This is a genomic window from Pseudomonas sp. PL-6 (assembly GCF_054110165.1).
The window spans coordinates 1054596-1074582 of the sequence record NZ_CM134189.1 but is presented as its reverse complement, the minus strand read 5'-3'; the positions used below and the strand labels follow the sequence as shown (position 1 = coordinate 1074582).

Annotated in this window: 20 protein-coding genes and 3 tRNA genes; 11 read left to right on the top strand and 12 right to left on the bottom strand. The window is 66.6% G+C overall.

Annotated features, from left to right (window positions below):
* Position 1: 1 nt before the first annotated feature.
* The 3 genes from prmC to hemA form a co-directional block, all read right to left on the bottom strand.
* Positions 2 to 835 (bottom strand): peptide chain release factor N(5)-glutamine methyltransferase, encoded by an 834-nt coding sequence (gene prmC / locus ACW9UL_RS04785; protein ID WP_457789225.1) that lies wholly within the window; start codon positions 833 to 835, stop codon positions 2 to 4.
* Positions 836 to 1008: 173 nt separating this feature from the next.
* Positions 1009 to 2091 (bottom strand): peptide chain release factor 1, encoded by a 1083-nt coding sequence (gene prfA, locus ACW9UL_RS04780; RefSeq protein ID WP_031304060.1) that lies wholly within the window; start codon positions 2089 to 2091, stop codon positions 1009 to 1011.
* On the bottom strand, positions 2088 to 3368 hold the full coding sequence (hemA, locus tag ACW9UL_RS04775) for a glutamyl-tRNA reductase (protein WP_021446121.1): 1281 nt from the start codon (positions 3366 to 3368) through the stop codon (positions 2088 to 2090). Before hemA ends, prfA begins: the two co-directional genes overlap by 4 nt.
* A 198-nt stretch (positions 3369 to 3566) precedes the next feature.
* Between hemA and ACW9UL_RS04770 the strand changes: the two genes are divergently transcribed.
* From ACW9UL_RS04770 to ACW9UL_RS04725, 10 genes are all read left to right on the top strand, one after another.
* Positions 3567 to 5294 carry a tetratricopeptide repeat protein gene (locus tag ACW9UL_RS04770; protein ID WP_457789223.1) on the top strand — a complete coding sequence of 576 codons (1728 nt, stop codon included), beginning with the start codon at positions 3567 to 3569 and terminating at the stop codon, positions 5292 to 5294.
* Complete coding sequence (gene lolB / locus ACW9UL_RS04765) at positions 5294 to 5911, top strand: lipoprotein insertase outer membrane protein LolB (protein WP_021446123.1); 618 nt, start codon at positions 5294 to 5296, stop codon at positions 5909 to 5911. The genes ACW9UL_RS04770 and lolB overlap by 1 nt, the downstream gene beginning before the upstream one ends.
* Before the next feature lie 169 nt (positions 5912 to 6080).
* Positions 6081 to 6956, top strand: coding sequence for a 4-(cytidine 5'-diphospho)-2-C-methyl-D-erythritol kinase (ispE, locus tag ACW9UL_RS04760; protein ID WP_457789221.1), 876 nt, complete (start codon positions 6081 to 6083; stop codon positions 6954 to 6956).
* 26 nt (positions 6957 to 6982) lie between these two features.
* Positions 6983 to 7057 (top strand) — tRNA-Gln (locus ACW9UL_RS04755).
* 56 nt (positions 7058 to 7113) lie between these two features.
* Positions 7114 to 7188 (top strand) — tRNA-Gln (locus ACW9UL_RS04750).
* 45 nt (positions 7189 to 7233) lie between these two features.
* The gene (locus tag ACW9UL_RS04745) at positions 7234 to 8175 is read left to right on the top strand and encodes a ribose-phosphate pyrophosphokinase (protein ID WP_003244667.1); all 942 of its coding nucleotides are present in this window, start codon (positions 7234 to 7236) and stop codon (positions 8173 to 8175) included.
* Positions 8176 to 8283: 108 nt separating this feature from the next.
* Entirely contained in the window at positions 8284 to 8883 is a 600-nt protein-coding gene (locus ACW9UL_RS04740) for a 50S ribosomal protein L25/general stress protein Ctc (RefSeq protein WP_021446125.1), read from the top strand.
* A gap of 63 nt (positions 8884 to 8946) precedes the next feature.
* Positions 8947 to 9537: an aminoacyl-tRNA hydrolase gene (gene pth, locus ACW9UL_RS04735; protein ID WP_031304062.1), complete on the top strand. Its 591-nt coding sequence runs from the start codon at positions 8947 to 8949 to the stop codon at positions 9535 to 9537.
* A gap of 25 nt (positions 9538 to 9562) precedes the next feature.
* The gene (gene ychF, locus ACW9UL_RS04730; RefSeq protein WP_021446127.1) at positions 9563 to 10663 is read left to right on the top strand and encodes a redox-regulated ATPase YchF; all 1101 of its coding nucleotides are present in this window, start codon (positions 9563 to 9565) and stop codon (positions 10661 to 10663) included.
* Between the two features lie 314 nt (positions 10664 to 10977).
* Complete coding sequence (locus ACW9UL_RS04725; protein ID WP_457789217.1) at positions 10978 to 11622, top strand: MBL fold metallo-hydrolase; 645 nt, start codon at positions 10978 to 10980, stop codon at positions 11620 to 11622.
* An 81-nt stretch (positions 11623 to 11703) separates the two neighbouring features.
* On the opposite strand, the gene ACW9UL_RS04720 is transcribed toward ACW9UL_RS04725, so the two are convergent.
* From ACW9UL_RS04720 to ACW9UL_RS04705, 4 genes are all read right to left on the bottom strand, one after another.
* Positions 11704 to 11780: transfer RNA gene (locus tag ACW9UL_RS04720), tRNA-Met, on the bottom strand.
* Positions 11781 to 11959: 179 nt separating this feature from the next.
* A complete protein-coding gene (locus ACW9UL_RS04715) occupies positions 11960 to 12118 on the bottom strand; it encodes a hypothetical protein (protein WP_397496152.1) in 159 nt (52 codons plus the stop codon).
* Between the two features lie 126 nt (positions 12119 to 12244).
* On the bottom strand, positions 12245 to 13156 hold the full coding sequence (locus tag ACW9UL_RS04710) for a DMT family transporter (RefSeq protein WP_457789215.1): 912 nt from the start codon (positions 13154 to 13156) through the stop codon (positions 12245 to 12247).
* A gap of 243 nt (positions 13157 to 13399) precedes the next feature.
* Positions 13400 to 15355: a bifunctional metallophosphatase/5'-nucleotidase gene (locus tag ACW9UL_RS04705; protein WP_457789213.1), complete on the bottom strand. Its 1956-nt coding sequence runs from the start codon at positions 15353 to 15355 to the stop codon at positions 13400 to 13402.
* Between the two features lie 174 nt (positions 15356 to 15529).
* Here ACW9UL_RS04705 and ACW9UL_RS04700 point away from each other — a divergent pair, with 174 nt between their 5' ends.
* On the top strand, positions 15530 to 15694 hold the full coding sequence (locus tag ACW9UL_RS04700) for a hypothetical protein (protein ID WP_021441941.1): 165 nt from the start codon (positions 15530 to 15532) through the stop codon (positions 15692 to 15694).
* Positions 15695 to 15706: 12 nt separating this feature from the next.
* Here the strand turns inward: ACW9UL_RS04700 and moaE are convergent, their stop codons facing one another.
* The 5 genes from moaE to dmeF form a co-directional block, all read right to left on the bottom strand.
* Complete coding sequence (gene moaE / locus ACW9UL_RS04695; RefSeq protein WP_457789211.1) at positions 15707 to 16159, bottom strand: molybdopterin synthase catalytic subunit MoaE; 453 nt, start codon at positions 16157 to 16159, stop codon at positions 15707 to 15709.
* Positions 16160 to 16271: 112 nt separating this feature from the next.
* A complete protein-coding gene (locus ACW9UL_RS04690; protein ID WP_397496148.1) occupies positions 16272 to 16514 on the bottom strand; it encodes a MoaD/ThiS family protein in 243 nt (80 codons plus the stop codon).
* A complete protein-coding gene (gene moaC / locus ACW9UL_RS04685; protein ID WP_122108283.1) occupies positions 16511 to 16987 on the bottom strand; it encodes a cyclic pyranopterin monophosphate synthase MoaC in 477 nt (158 codons plus the stop codon). Before moaC ends, ACW9UL_RS04690 begins: the two co-directional genes overlap by 4 nt.
* Positions 16988 to 17221: 234 nt before the next feature.
* Positions 17222 to 18613 (bottom strand): PhoH family protein, encoded by a 1392-nt coding sequence (locus ACW9UL_RS04680; RefSeq protein ID WP_021441937.1) that lies wholly within the window; start codon positions 18611 to 18613, stop codon positions 17222 to 17224.
* A gap of 293 nt (positions 18614 to 18906) precedes the next feature.
* Positions 18907 to 19872: a CDF family Co(II)/Ni(II) efflux transporter DmeF gene (gene dmeF / locus ACW9UL_RS04675; protein ID WP_457789208.1), complete on the bottom strand. Its 966-nt coding sequence runs from the start codon at positions 19870 to 19872 to the stop codon at positions 18907 to 18909.
* Positions 19873 to 19987: the final 115 nt, after the last annotated feature.

Sequence of the window (19987 nt, the reverse complement as noted above, 5' to 3'; positions counted from 1 at the left end):
GTCACTCATGATGGAAACGTCCCAGACTGATGCGCTGGTGGCCGGCCAGGTCACGCCGGCTGTCCACCTCGGCGAAGCCGGCAGCTCTGAGCAGCGCGCGCACCGCCTCGGCCTGATCGAAGCCGTGCTCCAGCAGCAGCCAGCCGCCGGGCTGTAGATGGGCCGGCGCGGCCTGGATGATGACACGGATATCGTCCAGCCCGTCGGCGCCGGAGACCAGCGCGCTGCTCGGTTCGAAACGCAGGTCGCCCTGATCGAGGTGATGGTCGTCGGCGCGAATATAGGGCGGGTTGCTGAGGATCAGGCCATAGCGCCGGCCGGCCAGGGCGGAGAACCAGTGGCTGTGGAGAAACTCGGCATTGTCCAGCTTGAGGCGCTGGCGATTGCGCTCGGCCAGGGCCACCGCCTCCGCCACCCGGTCCACCCCGGTGACGCGCCAGGCCGGCCGCTCGCTGGCCAGGGCCAAGGCGATGGCGCCGCTGCCGGTACCCAGGTCCAGCACCGCCAGCGGCGTGGCCGGCAGCAGCTCGAGGGCGCTTTCCACCAGCAGTTCGGTGTCCGGGCGCGGAATCAGGGTATGGCTCGCCACCTCCAGATCCAGGCTCCAGAAGCCCTGGTGGCCAAGGATATAGGCCACCGGCTCGCCACTGCGACGACGCAGCAGGCTCGCCTGGAACCGGGCCAATTGCTCGGCATCCGGCTCGCGCTCCGGCCAGGTGCGCAGGTAGCTGCGCGGCTTGCCCAGGGCGGCGGCCAGCAGCAGCTCGGCGTCCAGCCGCGGGGTGGGCGAGTCGGGCAGATCGGCGTTAGTTAGCAGGGTTTCGATGGTGGCCATGGTTCTCTCGTAGGGTGGATCGGGCGCGTAGCTCGCGCTTTATCGACCCACCGTGCGGGATGGTGGATGAAAACAGCGTCATCCACCCTACGGGTCTGTCAGCTCTTCCCGGATCGCCTCCGGGCTGCGGTGCGCACGGCGCAGCCTACGAGGCGCGCACCGTGCGGCTGCACTCAATCGCCCAGCGCCGCCAACTGGTCGGCCTGGTACTCGGCCAGCAGCGGCTCGATGATGGCGTCGACGCCGCCGGCGATCACTTCGTTCAGCGAATACAGGGTCAGGTTGATGCGGTGGTCGGTGACCCGGCCCTGCGGGAAGTTGTAGGTGCGGATGCGCTCGGAGCGGTCGCCGGAGCCCACCAGCAGCTTGCGCGTCTCGGAGATTTCCTTGTGCGCCGCGGCTTCCTGCTGGTCCTGCAGCTTGGCCGCCAGCCAGGCCATGGCCTTGGCGCGGTTCTTGTGTTGCGAACGCTCTTCCTGGCATTCCACCACGGTGCCGGTGGGAATGTGGGTGATGCGGATCGCCGAGTCGGTGGTGTTGACGTGCTGGCCGCCGGCGCCGGATGAGCGGTAGGTGTCGACGCGCAGGTCGGCCGGGTTGATCTCGATGGCCGCCTGCTCGTCCGGCTCCGGCAGCACCGCCACGGTGCAGGCGGAGGTGTGGATGCGGCCCTGGGACTCGGTTTCCGGCACGCGCTGCACGCGGTGGGCGCCGGACTCGAACTTGAGCTTGGCGTAGACGTTGTCGCCCTCGACGCGGGCGATCACCTCCTTGAAGCCGCCGTGCTCGCCTTCGTTGCACGACAGCACCTCGACCCGCCAGCCCTGCTTCTCGGCGTAGCGCGAGTACATGCGGAACAAATCGCCGGAGAAGATCGCCGCCTCGTCGCCGCCGGTGCCGGCGCGCACCTCCAGATAGACGTTGCGGCCGTCGTTGGGGTCTTTCGGCAGCAGCATGCGCTGCAGCTTGTCTTCCAGGGCGACCAGGGCTTCCTTGGCCTGGGCCACTTCCTCTTCGGCCATCTCGCGCAGATCCGGGTCGCTGTCCTTGAGCAGCGCCTGAGCGCTTTCGAGGTCGCCCTGCACCTTGCGCAGTTCGCGGAAGGTGGCGATCACCGGTTCGATCTCGGCGTATTCCTTGGAATAGGCGCGGAACTGGCTCTGCTTGGCGATCACCTCGGCGTCGCCGAGCAGCGCCGTCAGCTCCTCGAAGCGGTCGCTGAGGTTGTCCAGCTTGTTCAACAGTGAAGCTTTCATTGCAGACCTTTATCGGACGGCGCGCCCTCGTCGAGGGCGAAGAGTTCCTGGGCCAGACCGAGCGCATCGAGGCGCCCTTCGGCGGTGAGTTTCTTCATGCGCACGCTGGGCGCGTGCAGCAGCTTGTTGGTCAGGCCGCGGGCCAGTTGCGCCATCACCTCTTCGGCACTGGCACCATTGGCCAGCAGGCGCTGGGCCTTGGCCAGCTCCTCGTCGCGCAGACGCTCGGCCTGCTGGCGGTAGGCCTTGAGCACGTCCACCGCGGCCAGCTCGCGCAGGCGCTGCATGAACTCCTCAGTGCCGGCGGCGATCAGCTCCTCGGCGGCCTGCGCCGCGCCCTGGCGGCTCTTGAGGTTTTCCTCGATGACCTCGTGCAGGTCGTCGACGGTATAGAGGTAGACGTCGTCCAGCTCGCCGACCTGCGACTCGATATCGCGCGGCACGGCGATGTCGACCATGAAGATCGGCTTGTGCTTGCGTTTTTTCAGCGCGCTTTCCACCGCGCCCTTGCCGAGAATCGGCAGCTGGCTAGCGGTGGAGCTGATGACGATATCGCTGTGCGCCAGCACCTCGGGGATGTCCGACAGCAGCACGGCGTGCGCGCCGAACTGCTCGGCCAGCTGGCTGGCGCGCTCCAGGGTGCGGTTGGCGACCACGATGCGCTTGATGCCCTGATCGTGCAGATGGCGCGCCACCAGGCTGATGGTCTCGCCGGCGCCGATCAGCAGCGCCTGGCTGCGGTGCAGGTCGGCGAAGATCTGCTTGGCCAGGCTGACCGCGGCGAAGGCCACCGACACCGGGTTCTCGCCGATGGCGGTGTCGGTGCGCACGGTCTTGGCGGTGCTGAAGGTGGCCTGGAACAGCCGGCCGAGCAACGGGCCAACGGTGCCGGCCTCGCGCGCCACGGCATAGGCGGACTTGAGCTGGCCGAGAATCTGCGGCTCGCCGAGCACCATCGAGTCCAGCCCGCAGGCCACGCGCATCATATGGCGCACCGCGTCGTTGTCGCTGTGCACATAGGCGCAGGCGCGCAACTCGTCGAGGCTCAGGCGGTGATAGTCGGCCAGCCACTGCAGCACCTCGTCGATGCTCAGCTGATCCTGCTCCAGGTACAGCTCGCTACGGTTGCAGGTGGAGAGGATCGCCGCCTCGCGACTGGGGGTCAGCCGGCACAGCTGCTGCAAGGCCTCGACCAGTTGCTCCGGGGTGAAGGCAACGCGCTCGCGCACCTCTACCGAGGCGGTCTTGTGGTTGATACCGAGGGCGATAAAGGCCATGCAGGGTCGCTGAGGGGCAGTACGGAAGGCGGCGATTGTCCTACTTCGACCCGGCGAGAACAACTACCGCGACCTATTGTCCCAATAGACAGTTCGCCGCGGCGTCCGCTGCCAGTGGGCTTGCCCCATGGCTTGTGTCATGATGCCGCGAACGTCGCAGGGCGCCAGCCGCCCGGAAATAACGCACGACAAGGCCCTATGAACAGACCCCTCGCGTTGCTCACCGCACTCGCCTTGCTCGGCGGTTGCCAAACCTTCGCCCCCAGCGAGCCGGACGGCACCCCGCCGGTGCAGGAAGCCGACCAGAAGACCCAGCTGGAGCCGAGCGAATACGGCTCGTTCAGCCAGGAAACCCTGTTCGCCCTGCTCACCGCCGAGCTGGCCGGGCAGCGCAACCGCTTCGACATCGCCCTCGGCAACTACGTGCAGCAGGCCAATGCCACCGGCGACGCCGGCGTCGCCGAGCGCGCCTTCCGCATCGCCGAATACCTCGGCGCCGAACAGGCGGCGCTGGACAGCGCGCTGATCTGGGCCGAGAACGCCCCCGGCAATATCGACGCGCAGCGCGCCGCCGCCGTGCAACTGGCGCGCGCCGGCCGCTACGACGAGTCCATGACCTTTATGGAAGGGGTGCTGCAGCGCCAGGGCGACACCCATTTCGACTTCCTCGCCCTGTCCGCCGCGGAAACCGACCCGGACACCCGCGCCGGCCTGCTGCAGGGCTTCGACCGCCTGCAGAGCAAGTACCCGGACAACAGCCAGCTGCTGTTCGGCAAGGCCATCCTGCTGCAACAGGACGGCCGCGCCGAGGAAGCCCTGGCCCTGCTGGAAAGCCAGCCGAGCAGCCAGACCGAAGTCTCCCCGCTGCTGCTGCGCGCACGCCTGCTGCAGAGCCTGAAACGCGGCGACGAGGCCCTACCGCTGCTGGAGAAGGGCATTCGCCAGCACCCGGACGACAAGCGCCTGCGCCTGACCTACGCGCGCCTGCTGGTGGAACAGGATCGCCTCGACGAGGCCAAGGGCGAGTTCTCCACCCTGGTCCAGGAAAATCCCAACGACGACGACCTGCGCTTCTCCCTGGCCCTGGTGTGCCTGGAGGCCGAGGCCTGGGAAGAGGCCATCGTCTACCTGGAAGAACTGGTGGAGCGGCGCAGCCATGTCGACGCCGCCCACTACAACCTCGGCCGCGCCTACGAGGCCCTGGAGGACGCCGACAGCGCCCTGCAGGAATACGGCCTGGTCGGCCCGAGCAACGACTACCTGCCGGCCCAGCAGCGCCAGGCGGAACTGCTGTTCGCCCAGCAGCGCGGCGCGGAAGCCAGCGCCCGCCTGGCCCAGGCCCGCGAGGCGCAGCCCGACTACGCCATCCAGCTGTACCTGATTGAGGCCGAGGCGCTGAGCAACCGCAGCCAGGTCGAACCGGCCTGGGCCGTGATCCAGCAAGGCCTGGAGCAGTTCCCCAACGACCTGAACCTGCTCTATACCCGCGCCATGCTGGCGGAGAAGCGCGACGACCTCGGCCAGCTGGAAAGCGACCTGCGCTTCATCCTCGAACGCGAGCCGGATCACGCCATGGCCCTCAACGCCCTCGGCTACACCCTGGCCGACCGCACCACGCGCTATGAAGAAGCACGCGAGCTGATCGAGAAGGCCCACCAGCTCAGCCCGGACGACCCGGCCATCCTCGACAGCCTGGGCTGGGTCAACTACCGCCAGGGCAGGCTCGACGAGGCCGAACGTCTGCTGCGCCTGGCCCTGGAGAAATTCCCCGACCACGAAGTCGCCGCCCACCTCGGCGAAGTGCTCTGGGCCCAGGGCAAACAGCGCGAAGCCCGGCGCATCTGGCGCGACGCGCTGGCCGAAACCCCCGACAGCTCCATCCTGCGCGGCACCCTGCTGCGCCTGACCGGTTCCGAGACGCTCTGATGTTCCTGCGCCACCTCCTCGTTTTCAGCCTGATCGCCCTGCTCGCCGGTTGCGCCGGCCTTACCTCGCGCGAAGCGCTGGAAGGCCAGGGCGACCCCGCCCAGTGGCAAGCCCACAAACGGCAGATCACCCAGCTCGACGGCTGGCAGATCAGCGGCAAGATCGGTATTCGCGCCCCGCGCGATTCCGGCAGCGCCACGCTGTTCTGGCTGCAGCGCCAGGACTACTACGACATCCGCCTGTCCGGCCCGCTCGGCGGCGGCGCCGCGCGCCTGACCGGCCGCCCCGGCGACATCCTGCTGGAGGTGGCCAACCGCGGCCGCTACCAGGCCGCCTCGCCGGAAGCCCTGCTACGCGAACAGCTGCGCCTCGACCTGCCGGTGTCCAACCTCTTGTGGTGGATTCGCGGCCTGCCCGCACCGGACAGCCGCAGCCGCCTGACCCTCGACGGCGACAGCCACCTGGCGCGCCTGGAGCAGGACGGCTGGCAAGTGGAATACCAGCGCTACGCGCAGCAGAACGGCTACGCCCTGCCCGAGCGCCTCAAGCTGTACGGCCAGGACCTGGAAGTGACCCTGGTGATCAAGGACTGGCAACCGCGTCTGCTGGGGCAGTAGTTTCCTTAGCCCGGATGAAATCCGGGGAATGACGACGTAATCGCACCTAGGGTGGAAAACCGCGAAGGGTTTTCCACCGCAGCCGGTGGCTGGAAAAGCGTCATCCACCCTACAAGCTAAAAGCCGTAACCCGCCCTCTCCCGCCCCCACAATTCGCCAACTTGCACCTATGACCGCCACGCCCATCCCCGCCCACGCCGAACTCATCCTGCCCGCCCCGGCCAAGCTCAACCTGATGCTGCATATCCTCGGCCGCCGCGCCGACGGCTATCACGAGCTGCAGACCCTGTTCCAGTTTCTCGACCACGGCGACGAGCTGGGCTTCAGCGTCCGCCAGGACGGCGAGATCCGCCTGCACACGCCCATCGACGGCGTGCCGCACGACAGCAACCTGATCGTGCGCGCCGCCAGGCGCCTGCAGCAGGCCTCCGGCACCGCGCTCGGCGCCGATATCTGGCTGGACAAGCGCCTGCCCATGGGCGGCGGCATCGGCGGCGGCAGTTCGGACGCCGCCACCACCCTGCTCGGTCTCGACCACCTGTGGCACACCGGGCTCGGCGAAGACCGCCTGGCCGAGCTGGGGCTAGCCCTGGGCGCCGACGTACCGGTGTTCGTGCGCGGCCGCGCGGCCTTCGCCGAGGGCGTCGGCGAGCGCCTCACGCCGGTCGAACTGGACGAGCCCTGGTTCCTCGTCGCCGTGCCGCAAGTCTTTGTCAGCACAGCAGAAGTTTTCGGCGCGCCCGAGTTGACACGGGATACGCCGCCCATTAAAGTTCGCAGCCTTCTTGCGGGGGGTGGTCGAAACGACTGCCAGCCGGTGGTCGAGAAGCGTTACCCAGAGGTTCGTAACGCTTTGATCTTGTTGAACAAATTTGTTTCAGCTAGATTGACCGGCACTGGAGCTTGCGTATTTGGGAGCTTCCCAAAGCGGGACGATGCTGATAAAGTCGCCCGCCAACTTCCAGGCACTCTGCCGAGCTTTGTCGCTCAAGGTCGCAACATCTCGATGCTGCACCGCAGGCTCCAAGCATTGGCCAAGAAGTGAATGCTGAGCATTCGGTTATACGATACAGGGGCGTCGCCAAGCGGTAAGGCAGCAGGTTTTGATCCTGCCATGCGTTGGTTCGAATCCAGCCGCCCCTGCCATAACCTCCCACGGGAGGCATCGCCAGCCGGGTCACACAGCGTTCGACACAGAATATAGGGGCGTCGCCAAGCGGTAAGGCAGCAGGTTTTGATCCTGCCATGCGTTGGTTCGAATCCAGCCGCCCCTGCCATTTTCCATACCCATCCAGGTATACCCCAGCCGGCAGGTACTGCGCGTGTCCAAGATGATGGTCTTCACGGGGAACGCAAACCCCGATCTGGCGCGACGGATCGTTCGTCAGCTGCACATTCCCCTCGGCGATGCTTCGGTCGGCAAGTTTTCCGACGGCGAAGTCATGATCGAAATCAACGAGAACGTCCGCGGCAAGGACGTGTTCCTGATTCAGCCGACCTGTGCGCCCACCAACGACAACCTGATGGAACTGGTAGTGATGGCCGATGCCTTCCGCCGTTCCTCGGCGACCCGCATCACCGCGGTCATCCCCTACTTCGGTTACGCCCGCCAGGATCGCCGTCCGCGTTCCGCGCGCGTGGCGATCAGCGCCAAGGTAGTGGCCGACATGCTCACCGTGGTCGGCATCGACCGCGTGCTGACCGTCGACCTGCACGCCGACCAGATCCAGGGTTTCTTCGACATTCCGGTGGACAACATCTACGGCTCCCCGGTCCTGGTCGACGACATCGAAGACCAGCGCTTCGACAACCTGATGATCGTCTCCCCCGACATCGGCGGCGTCGTCCGCGCCCGCGCCGTGGCCAAGAGCCTGGGCGTCGACCTGGCGATCATCGACAAGCGTCGCGAGAAGGCCAACCAGTCCGAAGTGATGCACATCATCGGCGACGTCGAAGGCCGTACCTGCATCCTGGTCGACGACATGGTCGACACCGCCGGCACCCTCTGCCACGCCGCCAAGGCGCTGAAAGAGCGCGGCGCCGCTAAGGTCTACGCCTACTGCACCCACCCGGTGCTGTCCGGCCGCGCCATCGAGAACATCGAGAATTCCGTCCTGGACGAGCTGGTGGTCACCAACACCATCCCGCTGTCCGCTGCGGCACAGTCCTGCTCGCGCATTCGCCAGCTCGACATCGCCCCGGTCGTCGCCGAAGCGGTCCGCCGCATCAGCAACGAAGAATCGATCAGCGCCATGTTCCGCTAAGCGGAACAGGCCAGATCAACACTGCCCCGCCTCGTGCGGGGCTTTTTGCCCTACCGCCCAACGCTGGTCGCAAGCGTGCAGGCGGTTTGGTTATTTTGGAGAAATGCAATGACTGACTTTACCCTGAATGCCGAAGTGCGTTCCGACCTGGGGAAAGGTGCGAGCCGCCGCCTGCGTCGTAACGCCAACCTGGTTCCTGCCGTGATCTACGGTGGCGACAAGGCCCCGCAATCCATCAGCCTGCTGACCAACCAACTGGCCAAGCTGCTGGAAAACGAAGCCGCGTTCAGCCACGTACTGGCCCTGAACGTTGCCGGCACCACCGAGAACGTGGTGATCAAGGCCCTGCAGCGCCACCCGGCCAAAGGCTTCGTCCTGCACGCCGACTTCCAGCGCGTCGTCGCCGGCCAGAAGCTGAGCGCCCACGTACCGCTGCACTTCCTCAACGAAGCTACCTCCGTTGGCGTCAAGCAACAGGGCGGCGAAGTCTCCCACACCATCAACGAAGTCGAAGTTTCCTGCCAGCCGCAAGACCTGCCGGAATTCCTCGAAGTCGACCTGGCTGCCGTAGAAGTCGGTCAGACCGTTCACCTGTCCGACCTCAAGCTGCCGAAAGGCGTCGAGCTGGTCGCACTGGCTCACGGTAACGACCTGGCCGTGGCCAACATCCACGCCAGCCGCGTGAAAGAAGAAGGCGCTGCCGAGTAATCGCAGCGCGGAACCCGCCCGGTAGGCGATCACGCCGGGCGATTTCCTCGAAAGGGCTCCTGTATGACTGCCGTACAACTGATCGTTGGCCTGGGTAACCCCGGCCCCGAATACGACCAGACCCGGCACAATGCAGGGGCCCTTTTCGTTGAGCGCGTGGCGGACAGCCAGCGCGTCAACCTCAGCGTCGATCGCAAGTATTTCGGCCTGGTGGGCAAGTTCAACCACCAGGGACGCGAAGTTCGTCTGCTCATCCCCACCACCTACATGAACCGCAGCGGCCAGTCCGTGGCGGCCCTGGCCAATTTCTTCAAGATCAAACCCGAAGAGATCCTGGTGGCCCACGACGAACTCGACATGCCGCCCGGCATCGCCAAGCTCAAACAGGGCGGCGGCCACGGCGGACACAACGGCCTGCGCGACATCATCGCCCAGCTCGGCAACCAGAATAACTTCCATCGCCTGCGGCTCGGCATCGGCCACCCGGGGCACGCCAGCCTGGTTTCCGGCTACGTGCTCGGACGCGCCCCACGCAGCGAACAGGAACTGCTCGACCAAAGCATCGACTTCGCCCTCGGCGTGCTGCCCGACATCCTCGCAGGCGACTGGACCCGCGCGATGCAGAAGCTGCACAGCCAGAAGGCCACCAAGTAACCACCTTTCCCTCGAGGGACACATCATGGGATTCAACTGCGGCATCGTCGGCCTGCCCAACGTCGGCAAGTCCACCCTGTTCAACGCCCTCACCAAATCCGGCATCGCCGCGGAAAACTTCCCCTTCTGCACCATCGAGCCGAACAGCGGCATCGTACCGATGCCCGATAGCCGCCTGGACGCCCTGGCCGAGATCGTCAAGCCGGAGAAAGTCATCCCCACCACCATGGAATTCGTCGACATCGCCGGCCTGGTAGCGGGCGCGTCGAAAGGTGAAGGCCTGGGCAACAAGTTCCTCGCCAATATCCGCGAGACCGACGCCATCGCCCACGTGGTGCGCTGCTTCGAAGACGAGAACGTCATCCACGTCGCCAACAGCGTCGACCCCAAGCGCGACATCGAGATCATCGACCTGGAACTGATCATGGCCGACCTCGACAGCTGCGAGAAGCAGCTGCAACGCGTCGCCCGCACCGCCAAGGGCGGCGACAAGGAAGCCGTGGCGCAGAAGGCCCTGCTGGAAAAACTCATCCCCCACTTCACCGAAGGCAAGCCCGCGCGCAGCCTGCTGAAGGACCTGGGCGACGACGAGAAACGCCTGGCCAAGACCTTCCACCTGCTCACCACCAAGCCGGTGATGTACATCGCCAACGTCGCCGAAGACGGCTTCGAGAACAACCCGCACCTCGACGTGGTCAACGCCATCGCCAAGGAAGAAGGCGCCATCGTGGTGCCGGTGTGCAACAAGATCGAGGCCGAGATCGCCGAGCTGGACGATCTGGAAGAGATGCAGATGTTCCTCGAAACCATGGGCATGGAAGAGCCGGGCCTGAACCGCGTGATCCGCGCCGGTTATTCGCTGCTCAACCTGCAGACCTACTTCACCGCCGGGGTGAAGGAAGTACGCGCCTGGACCGTGCGCGTCGGCGCCACCGCCCCGCAGGCCGCCGCCGTGATCCACACCGACTTCGAGAAAGGCTTTATCCGCGCCGAAGTGGTCGCCTACGACGACTTCATCGCCTACAAGGGCGAAGCCGGCGCCAAGGAAGCCGGCAAATGGCGCCTGGAAGGCAAGGACTACATCGTCAAGGACGGCGACGTGATGCACTTCCGCTTCAACGTCTGAGCCTTGTCAGCGCATAAAGAAAACCCCGCTTCGGCGGGGTTTTCTTTGCCTATCGCCCACGATCCGTAAGAGCGAATTTATTCGCGATTCCTTCATGAATATCGCGGATAAATCCGCCCCTACAGGTGACAGCAAGCCTCTCACGCCCGGCCCTCCCCCACTGCAGGAGCCACGCCCCGCGGCGAAAGCGCCTATCGCCGACGACGCCATACTCCCACCGAGCGAGCCCCTCAGCCGTCCTCCTCATCCTTGACCTCAACCTAACTTGAGGTCCTAGGCTGACCTCCGTCCCTCCCAAGACCAAGGAGCCAGCCATGCAACAGATTCGAGACGACCTCTGGGAAACCGCCACCGAGCCCCCCATGCCGGGCCTGACCACCCATGCCTACCTGCTGACCCGCGAGGCCGGCAACCTGTTGTTCTACAACACCAGCCTGCAGCAGGAGATAGAACGGATGGGCGAGCTGGGCGGCGTCGCCTACCAATTGCTCAGCCACCGCGACGAACTGGGTGACTCGCTGCTGCAGATCCGCCAGCGCTTCGGCACCCGGCTTGGCGGCCACCGCCGGGAGCAGGCGGAATTCGCCCGCTTCGTCACACCAGACATCCTGTTCGACGACCGCGAAACGCTGCTCGGCAATATCGACGTGATCCCCACCCCCGGGCACAGCCCCGGCAGCACCTGCTTTCTGGTGCATAGCCCGACCGGCCAGCGCTACCTGTTCACCGGCGACACCCTGTACCGCAGCGCGGACGGCAGCTGGAAGGCCGGCTTTATTCCCGGCCACAACAGCCCCGCAGACCGCCAGACCATGGCCATCAGCATCACCGGCCTGCGCGATCTGCAGCCCGACCTGGTCATCGGCAGCGCCTTCGCCGGCAGCAACGGTTACCAGAAAATGGGCCAGGGGGAATGGCAGGCGCATGTGGATGACGCGCTGGAACGACTAATGCGCTAAAGGAGTAACTCGGCGACATATGGCGCAATTTTTCGCGCCCAAACAAAAAGGGGCTAGCTTGCGCTAACCCCTTGAAATTTATGGTGGCTACACCGGGACTTGAACCTGGGACATCAGCATTATGAATGCTGCGCTCTAACCGACTGAGCTATGTAGCCAACGTGGCGCGCATTTTCCGCGTCTCGGTGGCGACTGTCAACCCTGAACCCTAGATAAATTTACGCTTTATCAAGCGGTTAGCCGGGCTGCATGCGGCGGCCGGGAGCAGGCTTGCGCCAGCCGGCGGCGAACGCCCGGCAGGCGAACCGGGCTCAGGTGCGATCCCTCTCGCAAGCGCTCAATAGCCCCCGCCGCCGCCCGTGGGGCTGCGCGGTTTTTCCTGCTTCTGTTGCGACATGTCGCCACCGTCGCCGCGTGGGTGGTGGTCGTGACAGGAAGAGCCGCTGAGGGCGATCAGCACGGCGAGGGCGAACAGGGGGAGCATCGGTCTGAACATGGCGGGGTCTCCTCTGCGGTTATCCCCCAAGGCGGTTAGACAGATGAGCCGGGTAAATATCGTGCGTGCGGTGCGGCGGGGAGACGAGCGGCGCACGCCGGGCTCCTGCGCCGCGCAGCGGTTCGCTCAGGCCTTGCCCGGGCGGGTGGCCAGCAGCAGGCCGGCGAAGATCAGCGTGGCGCCGGCCCAGTGGTAGGGCTGCAGGCCTTCGCCCAGCAGCAGCCAGCCGAGCAGCGCGGTGAAGACCGGCATCAGGTAGTTGGACAGCGCCGCCTTGGCCGCGCCGATGACCTTGACCCCGTGGTTCCAGGCCAGGTAGGCCAGCAGCGAGGCGAACACCGCGGTGTAGGCGATGGCGGCGAGGTTGCTCGGGGTGCTGGTGAAGTGCGCGCCCTGGCTCAGTTCGTACAGGTAGAACGGCAGGATCAGCGGCACGCCGAGCAGGATCAGCACGCCGAGCAGCGCCAGCGGCGGGATGGCGTGCAGGTAGCCGGACCAGCGCCGCAGCAGCAGGGAGTACAGCGCCCAGTCGGCCACGGCGAGCAGCATGATCAGGTCGCCGCGGTTGAACGACAGGCTGGCCAGGCGGCTCCACTGGCCCTGGGCGATCAGCACCAGCAGGCCGATGGCGGCCAGGGCCATGCCCCACCAGGCGCGCCGCGCCGGCCATTCGCCGAGCAGCAGGCCGGCGCCGATAAAGGTCATCAGCGGCAGGCAGGTGTTGACCAGGGTGATGTTGATTGCCGCGGTGGTCTGCGCCGCGCTGTACAGCAGCGAGTTGTAGCCGGCGATGCCGAGGCCGGCGACCAGCAGCAGGCGCCAGCCGGCGGCCCTGAGTTGCTGGCGGTGGCGCCACAGCGGCAGGGCGACGAAGGGCAAGAGCAGCGCCAGGGCCAGGCTCCAGCGCCAGAACGACAGGGCGAAGGGCGGGATCTCGCCGGCGAAGGCGCGCGCCACCAGGGCGTTGCCGGACCAGCAGAGCACGGCCAGCAGCAGGCCGAACAGGGCCAGCGGACGGGAAGGGTTGAGCGAATTCATTGGGCGTGGCGCAGCGGGCAGTCGGCGAAATTTACGGCCCGCGAGGCGCGGCCAGGGCATGGGTTGTGCTGAGCCAGCATGGCGTCGCTTCCGGATCGGGCGGCCTTGCACCATACGGAGGCAGTGGGGGCTTGGCAAGGTTGCGGGGCAGGCGCCGGGGGCGTCGAGCCTCGGTGCGCACGGCGCCCCCTAGGGGCGGAGCGTCGAGCCTTGGTGCACGCGGCGCCCCCTGAAGGCGACGCATCAATCCGGCGATGCGCCCGACGCCGCCGCTGGCTCGACTCGTCTGGGGCGGCGCAGCGGTCGGGTCAGCAGCCAGAGGATCAGCAGCAGGCCGGCCAGGATCACCGCGCTGGCGCCCCATTGCAGCGGGCCGGCCAGGCGCAGCAGTTCGGCCGGGTGCAGGCTGGGCTGGCGCAGCATGCGCTGCTCGGCCGCCGCGCCGCTGGTGGGGATGTCGGCCAGGCCGTCGCCGTCCAGGTCCGGCAGGTTGCGGATATGGTCGAGCAACGCCTGCCATTCCTTGAGTTCCTGCACGCCGGGGGTGTCCGGGTCCTGGTCGATGATGGCGTCTTCGATGCGCGGCAGCGGACGGCCGGCGGCGTCCTTGGGCACCACGTCGAGCAGGCCCTTGGTCAGGTCCGGCACCAGCCAGGTGAAGCTGCCGACGTAGCTGGTGGCGCCGATGCTGTAGAGGCGCGGGTCGTCCAGATCCAGCTCGCGGTAGCCGTTGACCGGGTCGCCGATCTCGATGCGGCTGACGCGGTCGAACGGCACGCGCCAGGGGTTGTAGCTGAAGCGCACGCCGGACACCCGCGGGTAGTAGCTGCGGCTGTCGCGCAGCTGGTAGGCGAGCAGCAGCACCTCCAGCATGGTCTTGATCTCGCGCGCGCTGACGTGGACCTTGATCAGCGGGTAGCCGGGTTCGTCGTCGAACTGGCCGATGCCCAGCGGGGCGATGCGGAACAGGTCGGAGACGCTCTGCACGCCGTGGCGGCCCTTGATCAGGTCGTCGCGGATGGTGCCGTTGCCGGTGAAGGCCAGGTCGGCGCCGGCGGCGTGGCGCAGGGCGTCGGTGACCAGGTTGGCCAGGGTGGTATCGGTGAAGTCGCGGCCGAGGCGCTGGTCGACCTTGGCCAGCGGCTGGTCGAAGCGATAGCCCTTGGGCGCCAGCATGCGCTCGCTGACCACCTGCTTGAAGTCCTCGACCTGGGCGGTGATCGCCGCATCGCCGGCGATGCGGTCGTCGAGCGGGTGCAGGCGGTAGTCACGCAGGCGCGGCACGCCGTCGGCGCCGAGGCTCATGCGCAGCTCGCCGAGGTACTGGATTTCCGAGCCGGCCTGCATCACCGGGGTGCGCCCATTGACCAGCACCGGCTGCGGCAGCGCCACGTGCGAATGGCCGCCGACCACTATGTCGATGCCCGGCACCTGCTCGACCAGCTCCACTTCCTCGCCGCGCCAGCTGCCGTCGGCCTGCTGGGTGACGCCCATGTGCGAGAGCAGGATGACCACCTCGGCGCCCTCCTCGCGCAGCTTGGCGACCATGATCTTGGCGGTCTCTACAGGGTCGGCGAAGGTCACCGGCTTGATCATCGGGCTGACCGCCACGGCGTTGTTGCCGAGCAGGCCGAACAGGCCGAAGCGGATGCCGCCGCGCTCGATCAGCTGGTACGGCAGGATGCGCCCGGCCTCGAAGTGCGCCTGCAGGCTGTCGTCCTCCTTGCGCGCGGGGTCGAAGCGGATATTGCTCGACAGCAGCGCCGGCAGCGCCTCGCCCTTGGCCCTGTGCGCGGCGCCGATCATCGCGGCGAGGCCGGCGGGGCGGAAGTCGAATTCGTGGTTGCCGAGCACCGCGGCGTCGTAGCCCAGCTCGCTCATCAGGCGCAGCTCGCTGCCCATCTCGCGGGCGACGGTGTGAAACAGCGTGCCCATGGTGAAGTCGCCGCCATCGAGCAGCAGCACCGCCTCGCCCTCGGCCGCCGCGCGGCGCTCGCGCAGCAGGGTGGCCAGGCGCGCGACGCCGCCGACCGTGTCGTCGTCGTTCAGCGTGGCCGGGCTGTATTCGTTGTCGGGGCCGAAGCCGAGCAGGCGCGATTGCCAGTCGTTGCTGTGCAGGATGGTGAAGCTGCGTTCGGCGGCCGCCAGCGGGGCGGCGCTCAGCAGGCCGGCGAGCAGCAGGGTGGGAAACAGGCGCATGGACGATCCTTGACGATGACTGCGGCGAAGTATGCAGCAAGCCGCCGACAGCGGCAGCGACCGATCGGGCCGCGGCTTGTCGCCAATCGGGTCAGGCATTCATTGCCACAGGTCAGCGCCGCAGACCGGCACAGCGACTAGGCTGAAAGCAGGACGGCGAAGCGGAGAAGAGCGATGGATCACTTTCACCTGATGCTGGTGCTGCTGATCGGCGGCTTCGTGCTGCTGGGAGTCGGCTTCAACTTCCGCGAACACGAATGGGGCGTGCGCGTGCTCGGCCTGGGGGTGTTGCTGATGCTGGTGCCGATTGCGCTACGGGTGCATCTGGCATTGGCGTAGATCGGGCGCACCCTACCGTTTCCAGCGCTCGGCGGCGCTCTGGTCGCTGCAGCGGCCTTCGACCCAGCGCGGGCCTTCGCTGGTGTCTTCCTTCTTCCAGAAGGGCGCGCGGGTCTTCAGATAATCCATGACGAAGTTGCAGGCGTCGAACGCGGCCTGGCGGTGGGCGCTGCTGGTGCCGACGAAGACGATGGGCTCGCCCGGCTCCAGGCGACCGATGCGGTGGATGATCTCGATGCCCAGCAGCGGCCAGCGCGCGCGCGCCTCGTCGGCGATCTTGGCCAGGGCCTTCTCGGTCATGCCGGGGAAGTGTTCGAGGAACATGCCGCCGACGTCGCGCCCTTCGTTGAAGTCGCGCACGTAGCCGACGAAGCTCACCACCGCGCCGATGCCGAGGTTGGCGGCGTGCAGGGCGTTGAGTTCGCTGCCGGGGTCGAAGGGTTGGGCTTGGACGCGGATGGTCATGCGACGTGTCTCGTTTGATGAGGGCTGTGGTCAGGGTCGGTCGGCGGGCTGCCGATTGGTGGGCTGAAGCCCACCCTACGCGGAACGCCGCCCGACCGCTCCTACAGGGGTATCAGCCGCCGGTAACGGTGGGGAAGAAGGCCACTTCATCGCCTTCGCTCAGCGGCTCGTCGAGGCCGCACAGTTCCTGGTTGCGCGCGCACATCAGGTTCTGCTCGCCGAGCACCTCCCACTCGCCGCCACGGGCCAGCAGGTGCAGGCGCAGTTCGTCGAGGCTGGCGAAATCGCCGCTGAGTTGCTCCTCGTCGCGGCCCAGGGCTTCGCGGTAACGGGCGAAATACTGCACGCGGATCATGCTGGCTCCTCCGCCTTGTAGTGGCCGCTCTTGCCGCCGAGTTTCTCCAGCAGGCGCACGTTCTCGATGACCATGCCGCGGTCCACCGCCTTGCACATGTCGTAGATGGTCAGCGCGGCGACGCTGGCGGCGGTCAGCGCCTCCATCTCCACGCCGGTCTGGCCGGACAGCTTGCAGCGCGCGGTGATGCGCACGGCATCCTCGCCCTCTGCGCTCAGCTCGACCTTGACCCCGGTGAGCATCAGCGGGTGGCACAGCGGGATCAGGTCGGAAGTTTTCTTCGCCGCCTGGATGCCGGCGATACGCGCCACGGCGAACACGTCGCCCTTGGGGTGCTCGCCGGCGACGATCATCTGCAGGGTGGCGGGCAGCATGCGCACGCGCGCTTCGGCGGTAGCTTCGCGAAAGGTGGTCGCCTTATCGGTGACGTCGACCATATGCGCGCGGCCTTGGGAATCGAGGTGAGTCAGCACGGGAAAGCTCCAGGCGGGGATCGGCCGATTGTAAACCCCCGGGTCAGGATTTGGCAGGCATAAAAAAGCGATGCCGCGTCATATGCCGGGACTCCACCCTGCTTCTGTAGCAGCGGATTTATCCGCGAATACCGCGGCTGAAGCGGAACGCCGCCCGGCCGCTCCTACAGGGCGCGCAAATAATAACGCCCCTGCTCTTGCGAACAGGGGCGCGAGCGCTCAACAGCCCGAGCGCTACATATGGGTTTCCGCGTATTCGGCGAGGATCGAGCGCGGCACCCCTTGCAGGGTGATGTGCACGCCGTGGGGGAAGTCCTTGAAGCGCTCGGTGAGGTAGGTCAGGCCCGAGCTGGGCGCCGACAGGTAGGGGGTGTCGATCTGCGCCAGGTTGCCCAGGCACACCACCTTGGAGCCGTTGCCGGCGCGGGTGATGATGGTCTTCATCTGGTGCGGGGTGAGGTTCTGGCATTCGTCGATGAGGATCAGGCTCTGCTGGAAGCTGCGCCCGCGGATGTAGTTGAGCGACTTAAATTGCAGCGGCACCTTCTGCAGGATGTAGTCGACGCTGCCGTGGGTGCTCTCGTCGTCCATGTGCAGCGCTTCGAGGTTGTCGGTGATGGCGCCGAGCCAGGGCTCCATCTTCTCCGCCTCGGTGCCGGGCAAAAAGCCGATCTCCTGATCCAGCCCCTGCACGCTGCGGGTGGCGATGATGCGCCGGTAGCGCTTGCTGACCATGGTCTGCTCGATGGCCGCGGCCAGCGCCAGGATGGTCTTGCCGGAACCGGCGGCGCCGGACAGGTTGACCAGGTGGATGTCCGGGTCGAGCAGGGCGAACAGCGCCAGCGACTGGTACACGTCGCGCGGCTTGAGGCCCCAGGCTTCCTGGTGCAGCAGCGGCTCCTGGTGCATGTCGAGGATCACCAGCTCGTCGCCCTTGATCGCCTTGATCCAGCCGACGAAGCCCTGCTCGTCGAGGATGAACTCGTTGATGTGCACCGCCGGCAGGTTGTCGGTGAGCTGCACCCGGTGCCAGGTGCGGCCGTGGTCCTGGCGGGTTTCCACCTTGCTGACGCGGTCCCAGAAGGAGCCGGTCATATCGTGGTAGCCCTTGGACAGCAGGGAGACGTCGTCCACCAGTTGGTCGGTGTGGTAGTCCTCGGCATCGATACCACAGGCGCGCGCCTTCAGGCGCATGTTGATGTCCTTGGTCACCAGCACCACGGACAACCCCGGATTACGCGATTTCAGCTCCACCAGCTGGTTGATGATCTTGTTGTCGTTGAGGTCTTCCGGCAGCCAGGTGATGGGCGCCGCGCGCTTGCTCATGAGAATCGACAGACGCCCGCAGGGGCCGCTCTTGCCGCGCTGGATGGGTACGCCGTGCTCCACGTCGTCCGGGCTGGCGACACCGAGGATCTGATCGATAAGGCGGATGGCCTGGCGGCATTCGGCGGCGACGCCGTGCTTGCCGGATTTCAGCTTGTCGAGCTCCTCCAGCACCGTCATCGGGATGGCGACGTGATGCTCTTCGAAGTTCAGCAAGGCGTTCGGATCGTGGATCAGGACGTTGGTGTCGAGGGCGTAGAGGGTTGGAGCGGTGGGCTTGGAGCGTCCGTGGTCATCCATACTCGGTCACCTTCTTGTAGTAGCCAAGCGACGCAATACCAAGGCGGTGCTGCGCCGCGGAGAGGCCGCCGACTCCTCAGTGCCGGGGCTGAGAAGGTGCAAGCAAGGTGAGGGCCAGTGGCCGCCACCTGTCTGCAGGTTTCGGCGGTCTTGCTGTTTAATTACTCCAATTCAGGTGACAGAAAAACGTTTTTTTGTGGTTTTACCGGTTTATTTGTCGCCGCGACAAATAGCGCTTGGCGGGCTCCGGCGACGCCGTTACAGTCCGAAGTCCCACCCGCCGTTTTTCGCCCTCAGCCGTGGCCGACCTCGGCGCAGCGATTGACCTCCACCGTGACGTGCACCAGCTCGGCAAAGCCCGCCAGACGGGCCTTGTAGCGATCAGCCGTGGTTTCGCCATGGGTCACCACGCTGACGATGCAGGCGTACTGGGCGCGACCGACGCGCCACAGGTGCAGGTCGGCCAGTTCGGTGTCGTGCTCCTGCTCCAACGCGGTGCGCACACGCTCCACCAGGGGGCTGTCCATCTCGCGGTCGAGCAGCACCTTGGCGGTCTCCAGCAGCAGGCCCTTGGCCCACACCGCGATGATCAGCGCGCCGACCACGCCCATCAGCGGGTCGAACCAGTTCCAGCCCAGCCACCAGCCGCCGAGCAGGGCGAGGATCGCCGCCACCGAGGTCAGGGCATCGGCCAGCACATGGAGGAAGGCGGCGTGGCGGTTGAGATCGCGCCCGCCGGCCGGCGCGTGATCGTGATCGTGATCGTGATCGTGATCGTGCCCAGCATGGTCGTGGCCATGCTCGTGCTGGTCGCGCAGCATCCAGGCTGACACCAGGTTGACCAGCAGGCCGAGCACCGCCACCGCCAGGGCCATGTCGAAGGCGATCTGCTGCGGCCGCCACAGGCGCCACAACGACTCGACGGCGAGCAGGGCGATCACCACCAGCAGCAGCACGGCGCTGGCGAAGCCGGCCAGCACCTCCACCTTCCAGGTGCCGAAGGCGAAGCGCCGGTCGTTGGCATAGCGCCGCGCCAGCAGGTAGGCCAGCGCGGTGAGGCCGATGGCGAGCATATGCGAGGCCATGTGCCAGCCGTCGGCGAGCAGGGCCATGGAGTTGAAGGCGTAGCCGGCGGCGATCTCCACCAGCATGGTCGCGCCGGTCAGCGCGGTGACCCGCCAGGCCTGGCGCTCGGCCGTGGACTCCAGCGGGCGATAGTCGTGGGAAGGCTCCCAGCGCGAATGGTTGCAGCTCGTCATGACGACTCCCTGTGCGAGGTTCGCCGCCACACTACAACCCCGGGGCGGCCCCGAGGTCAAGCCGGCGCCTGGCGCCCGTTCCGGTAAACCAGATTCCGGATTGCAGCCGGGCCGG

What these genes read in the sequence shown, in the direction of transcription:
- ACW9UL_RS04740 (WP_021446125.1), top strand. Translation starts at nt 8,284, where the DNA reads ATGACTGACTTTACCCTGAATGCCGAAGTGCGTTCCGACCTGGGGAAA.
- prmC (WP_457789225.1), bottom strand. Translation starts at nt 835, where the DNA reads ATGGCCACCATCGAAACCCTGCTAACTAACGCCGATCTGCCCGACTCG.
- ispE (WP_457789221.1), top strand. Translation starts at nt 6,081, where the DNA reads ATGACCGCCACGCCCATCCCCGCCCACGCCGAACTCATCCTGCCCGCC.
- ACW9UL_RS04680 (WP_021441937.1), bottom strand. Translation starts at nt 18,613, where the DNA reads ATGGATGACCACGGACGCTCCAAGCCCACCGCTCCAACCCTCTACGCC.
- ACW9UL_RS04725 (WP_457789217.1), top strand. Translation starts at nt 10,978, where the DNA reads ATGCAACAGATTCGAGACGACCTCTGGGAAACCGCCACCGAGCCCCCC.
- ACW9UL_RS04710 (WP_457789215.1), bottom strand. Translation starts at nt 13,156, where the DNA reads ATGAATTCGCTCAACCCTTCCCGTCCGCTGGCCCTGTTCGGCCTGCTG.
- ACW9UL_RS04705 (WP_457789213.1), bottom strand. Translation starts at nt 15,355, where the DNA reads ATGCGCCTGTTTCCCACCCTGCTGCTCGCCGGCCTGCTGAGCGCCGCC.
- prfA (WP_031304060.1), bottom strand. Translation starts at nt 2,091, where the DNA reads ATGAAAGCTTCACTGTTGAACAAGCTGGACAACCTCAGCGACCGCTTC.
- moaE (WP_457789211.1), bottom strand. Translation starts at nt 16,159, where the DNA reads ATGACCATCCGCGTCCAAGCCCAACCCTTCGACCCCGGCAGCGAACTC.
- dmeF (WP_457789208.1), bottom strand. Translation starts at nt 19,872, where the DNA reads ATGACGAGCTGCAACCATTCGCGCTGGGAGCCTTCCCACGACTATCGC.
- ACW9UL_RS04770 (WP_457789223.1), top strand. Translation starts at nt 3,567, where the DNA reads ATGAACAGACCCCTCGCGTTGCTCACCGCACTCGCCTTGCTCGGCGGT.
- ACW9UL_RS04715 (WP_397496152.1), bottom strand. Translation starts at nt 12,118, where the DNA reads ATGTTCAGACCGATGCTCCCCCTGTTCGCCCTCGCCGTGCTGATCGCC.
- pth (WP_031304062.1), top strand. Translation starts at nt 8,947, where the DNA reads ATGACTGCCGTACAACTGATCGTTGGCCTGGGTAACCCCGGCCCCGAA.
- lolB (WP_021446123.1), top strand. Translation starts at nt 5,294, where the DNA reads ATGTTCCTGCGCCACCTCCTCGTTTTCAGCCTGATCGCCCTGCTCGCC.
- ACW9UL_RS04700 (WP_021441941.1), top strand. Translation starts at nt 15,530, where the DNA reads ATGGATCACTTTCACCTGATGCTGGTGCTGCTGATCGGCGGCTTCGTG.
- ychF (WP_021446127.1), top strand. Translation starts at nt 9,563, where the DNA reads ATGGGATTCAACTGCGGCATCGTCGGCCTGCCCAACGTCGGCAAGTCC.
- hemA (WP_021446121.1), bottom strand. Translation starts at nt 3,368, where the DNA reads ATGGCCTTTATCGCCCTCGGTATCAACCACAAGACCGCCTCGGTAGAG.
- ACW9UL_RS04690 (WP_397496148.1), bottom strand. Translation starts at nt 16,514, where the DNA reads ATGATCCGCGTGCAGTATTTCGCCCGTTACCGCGAAGCCCTGGGCCGC.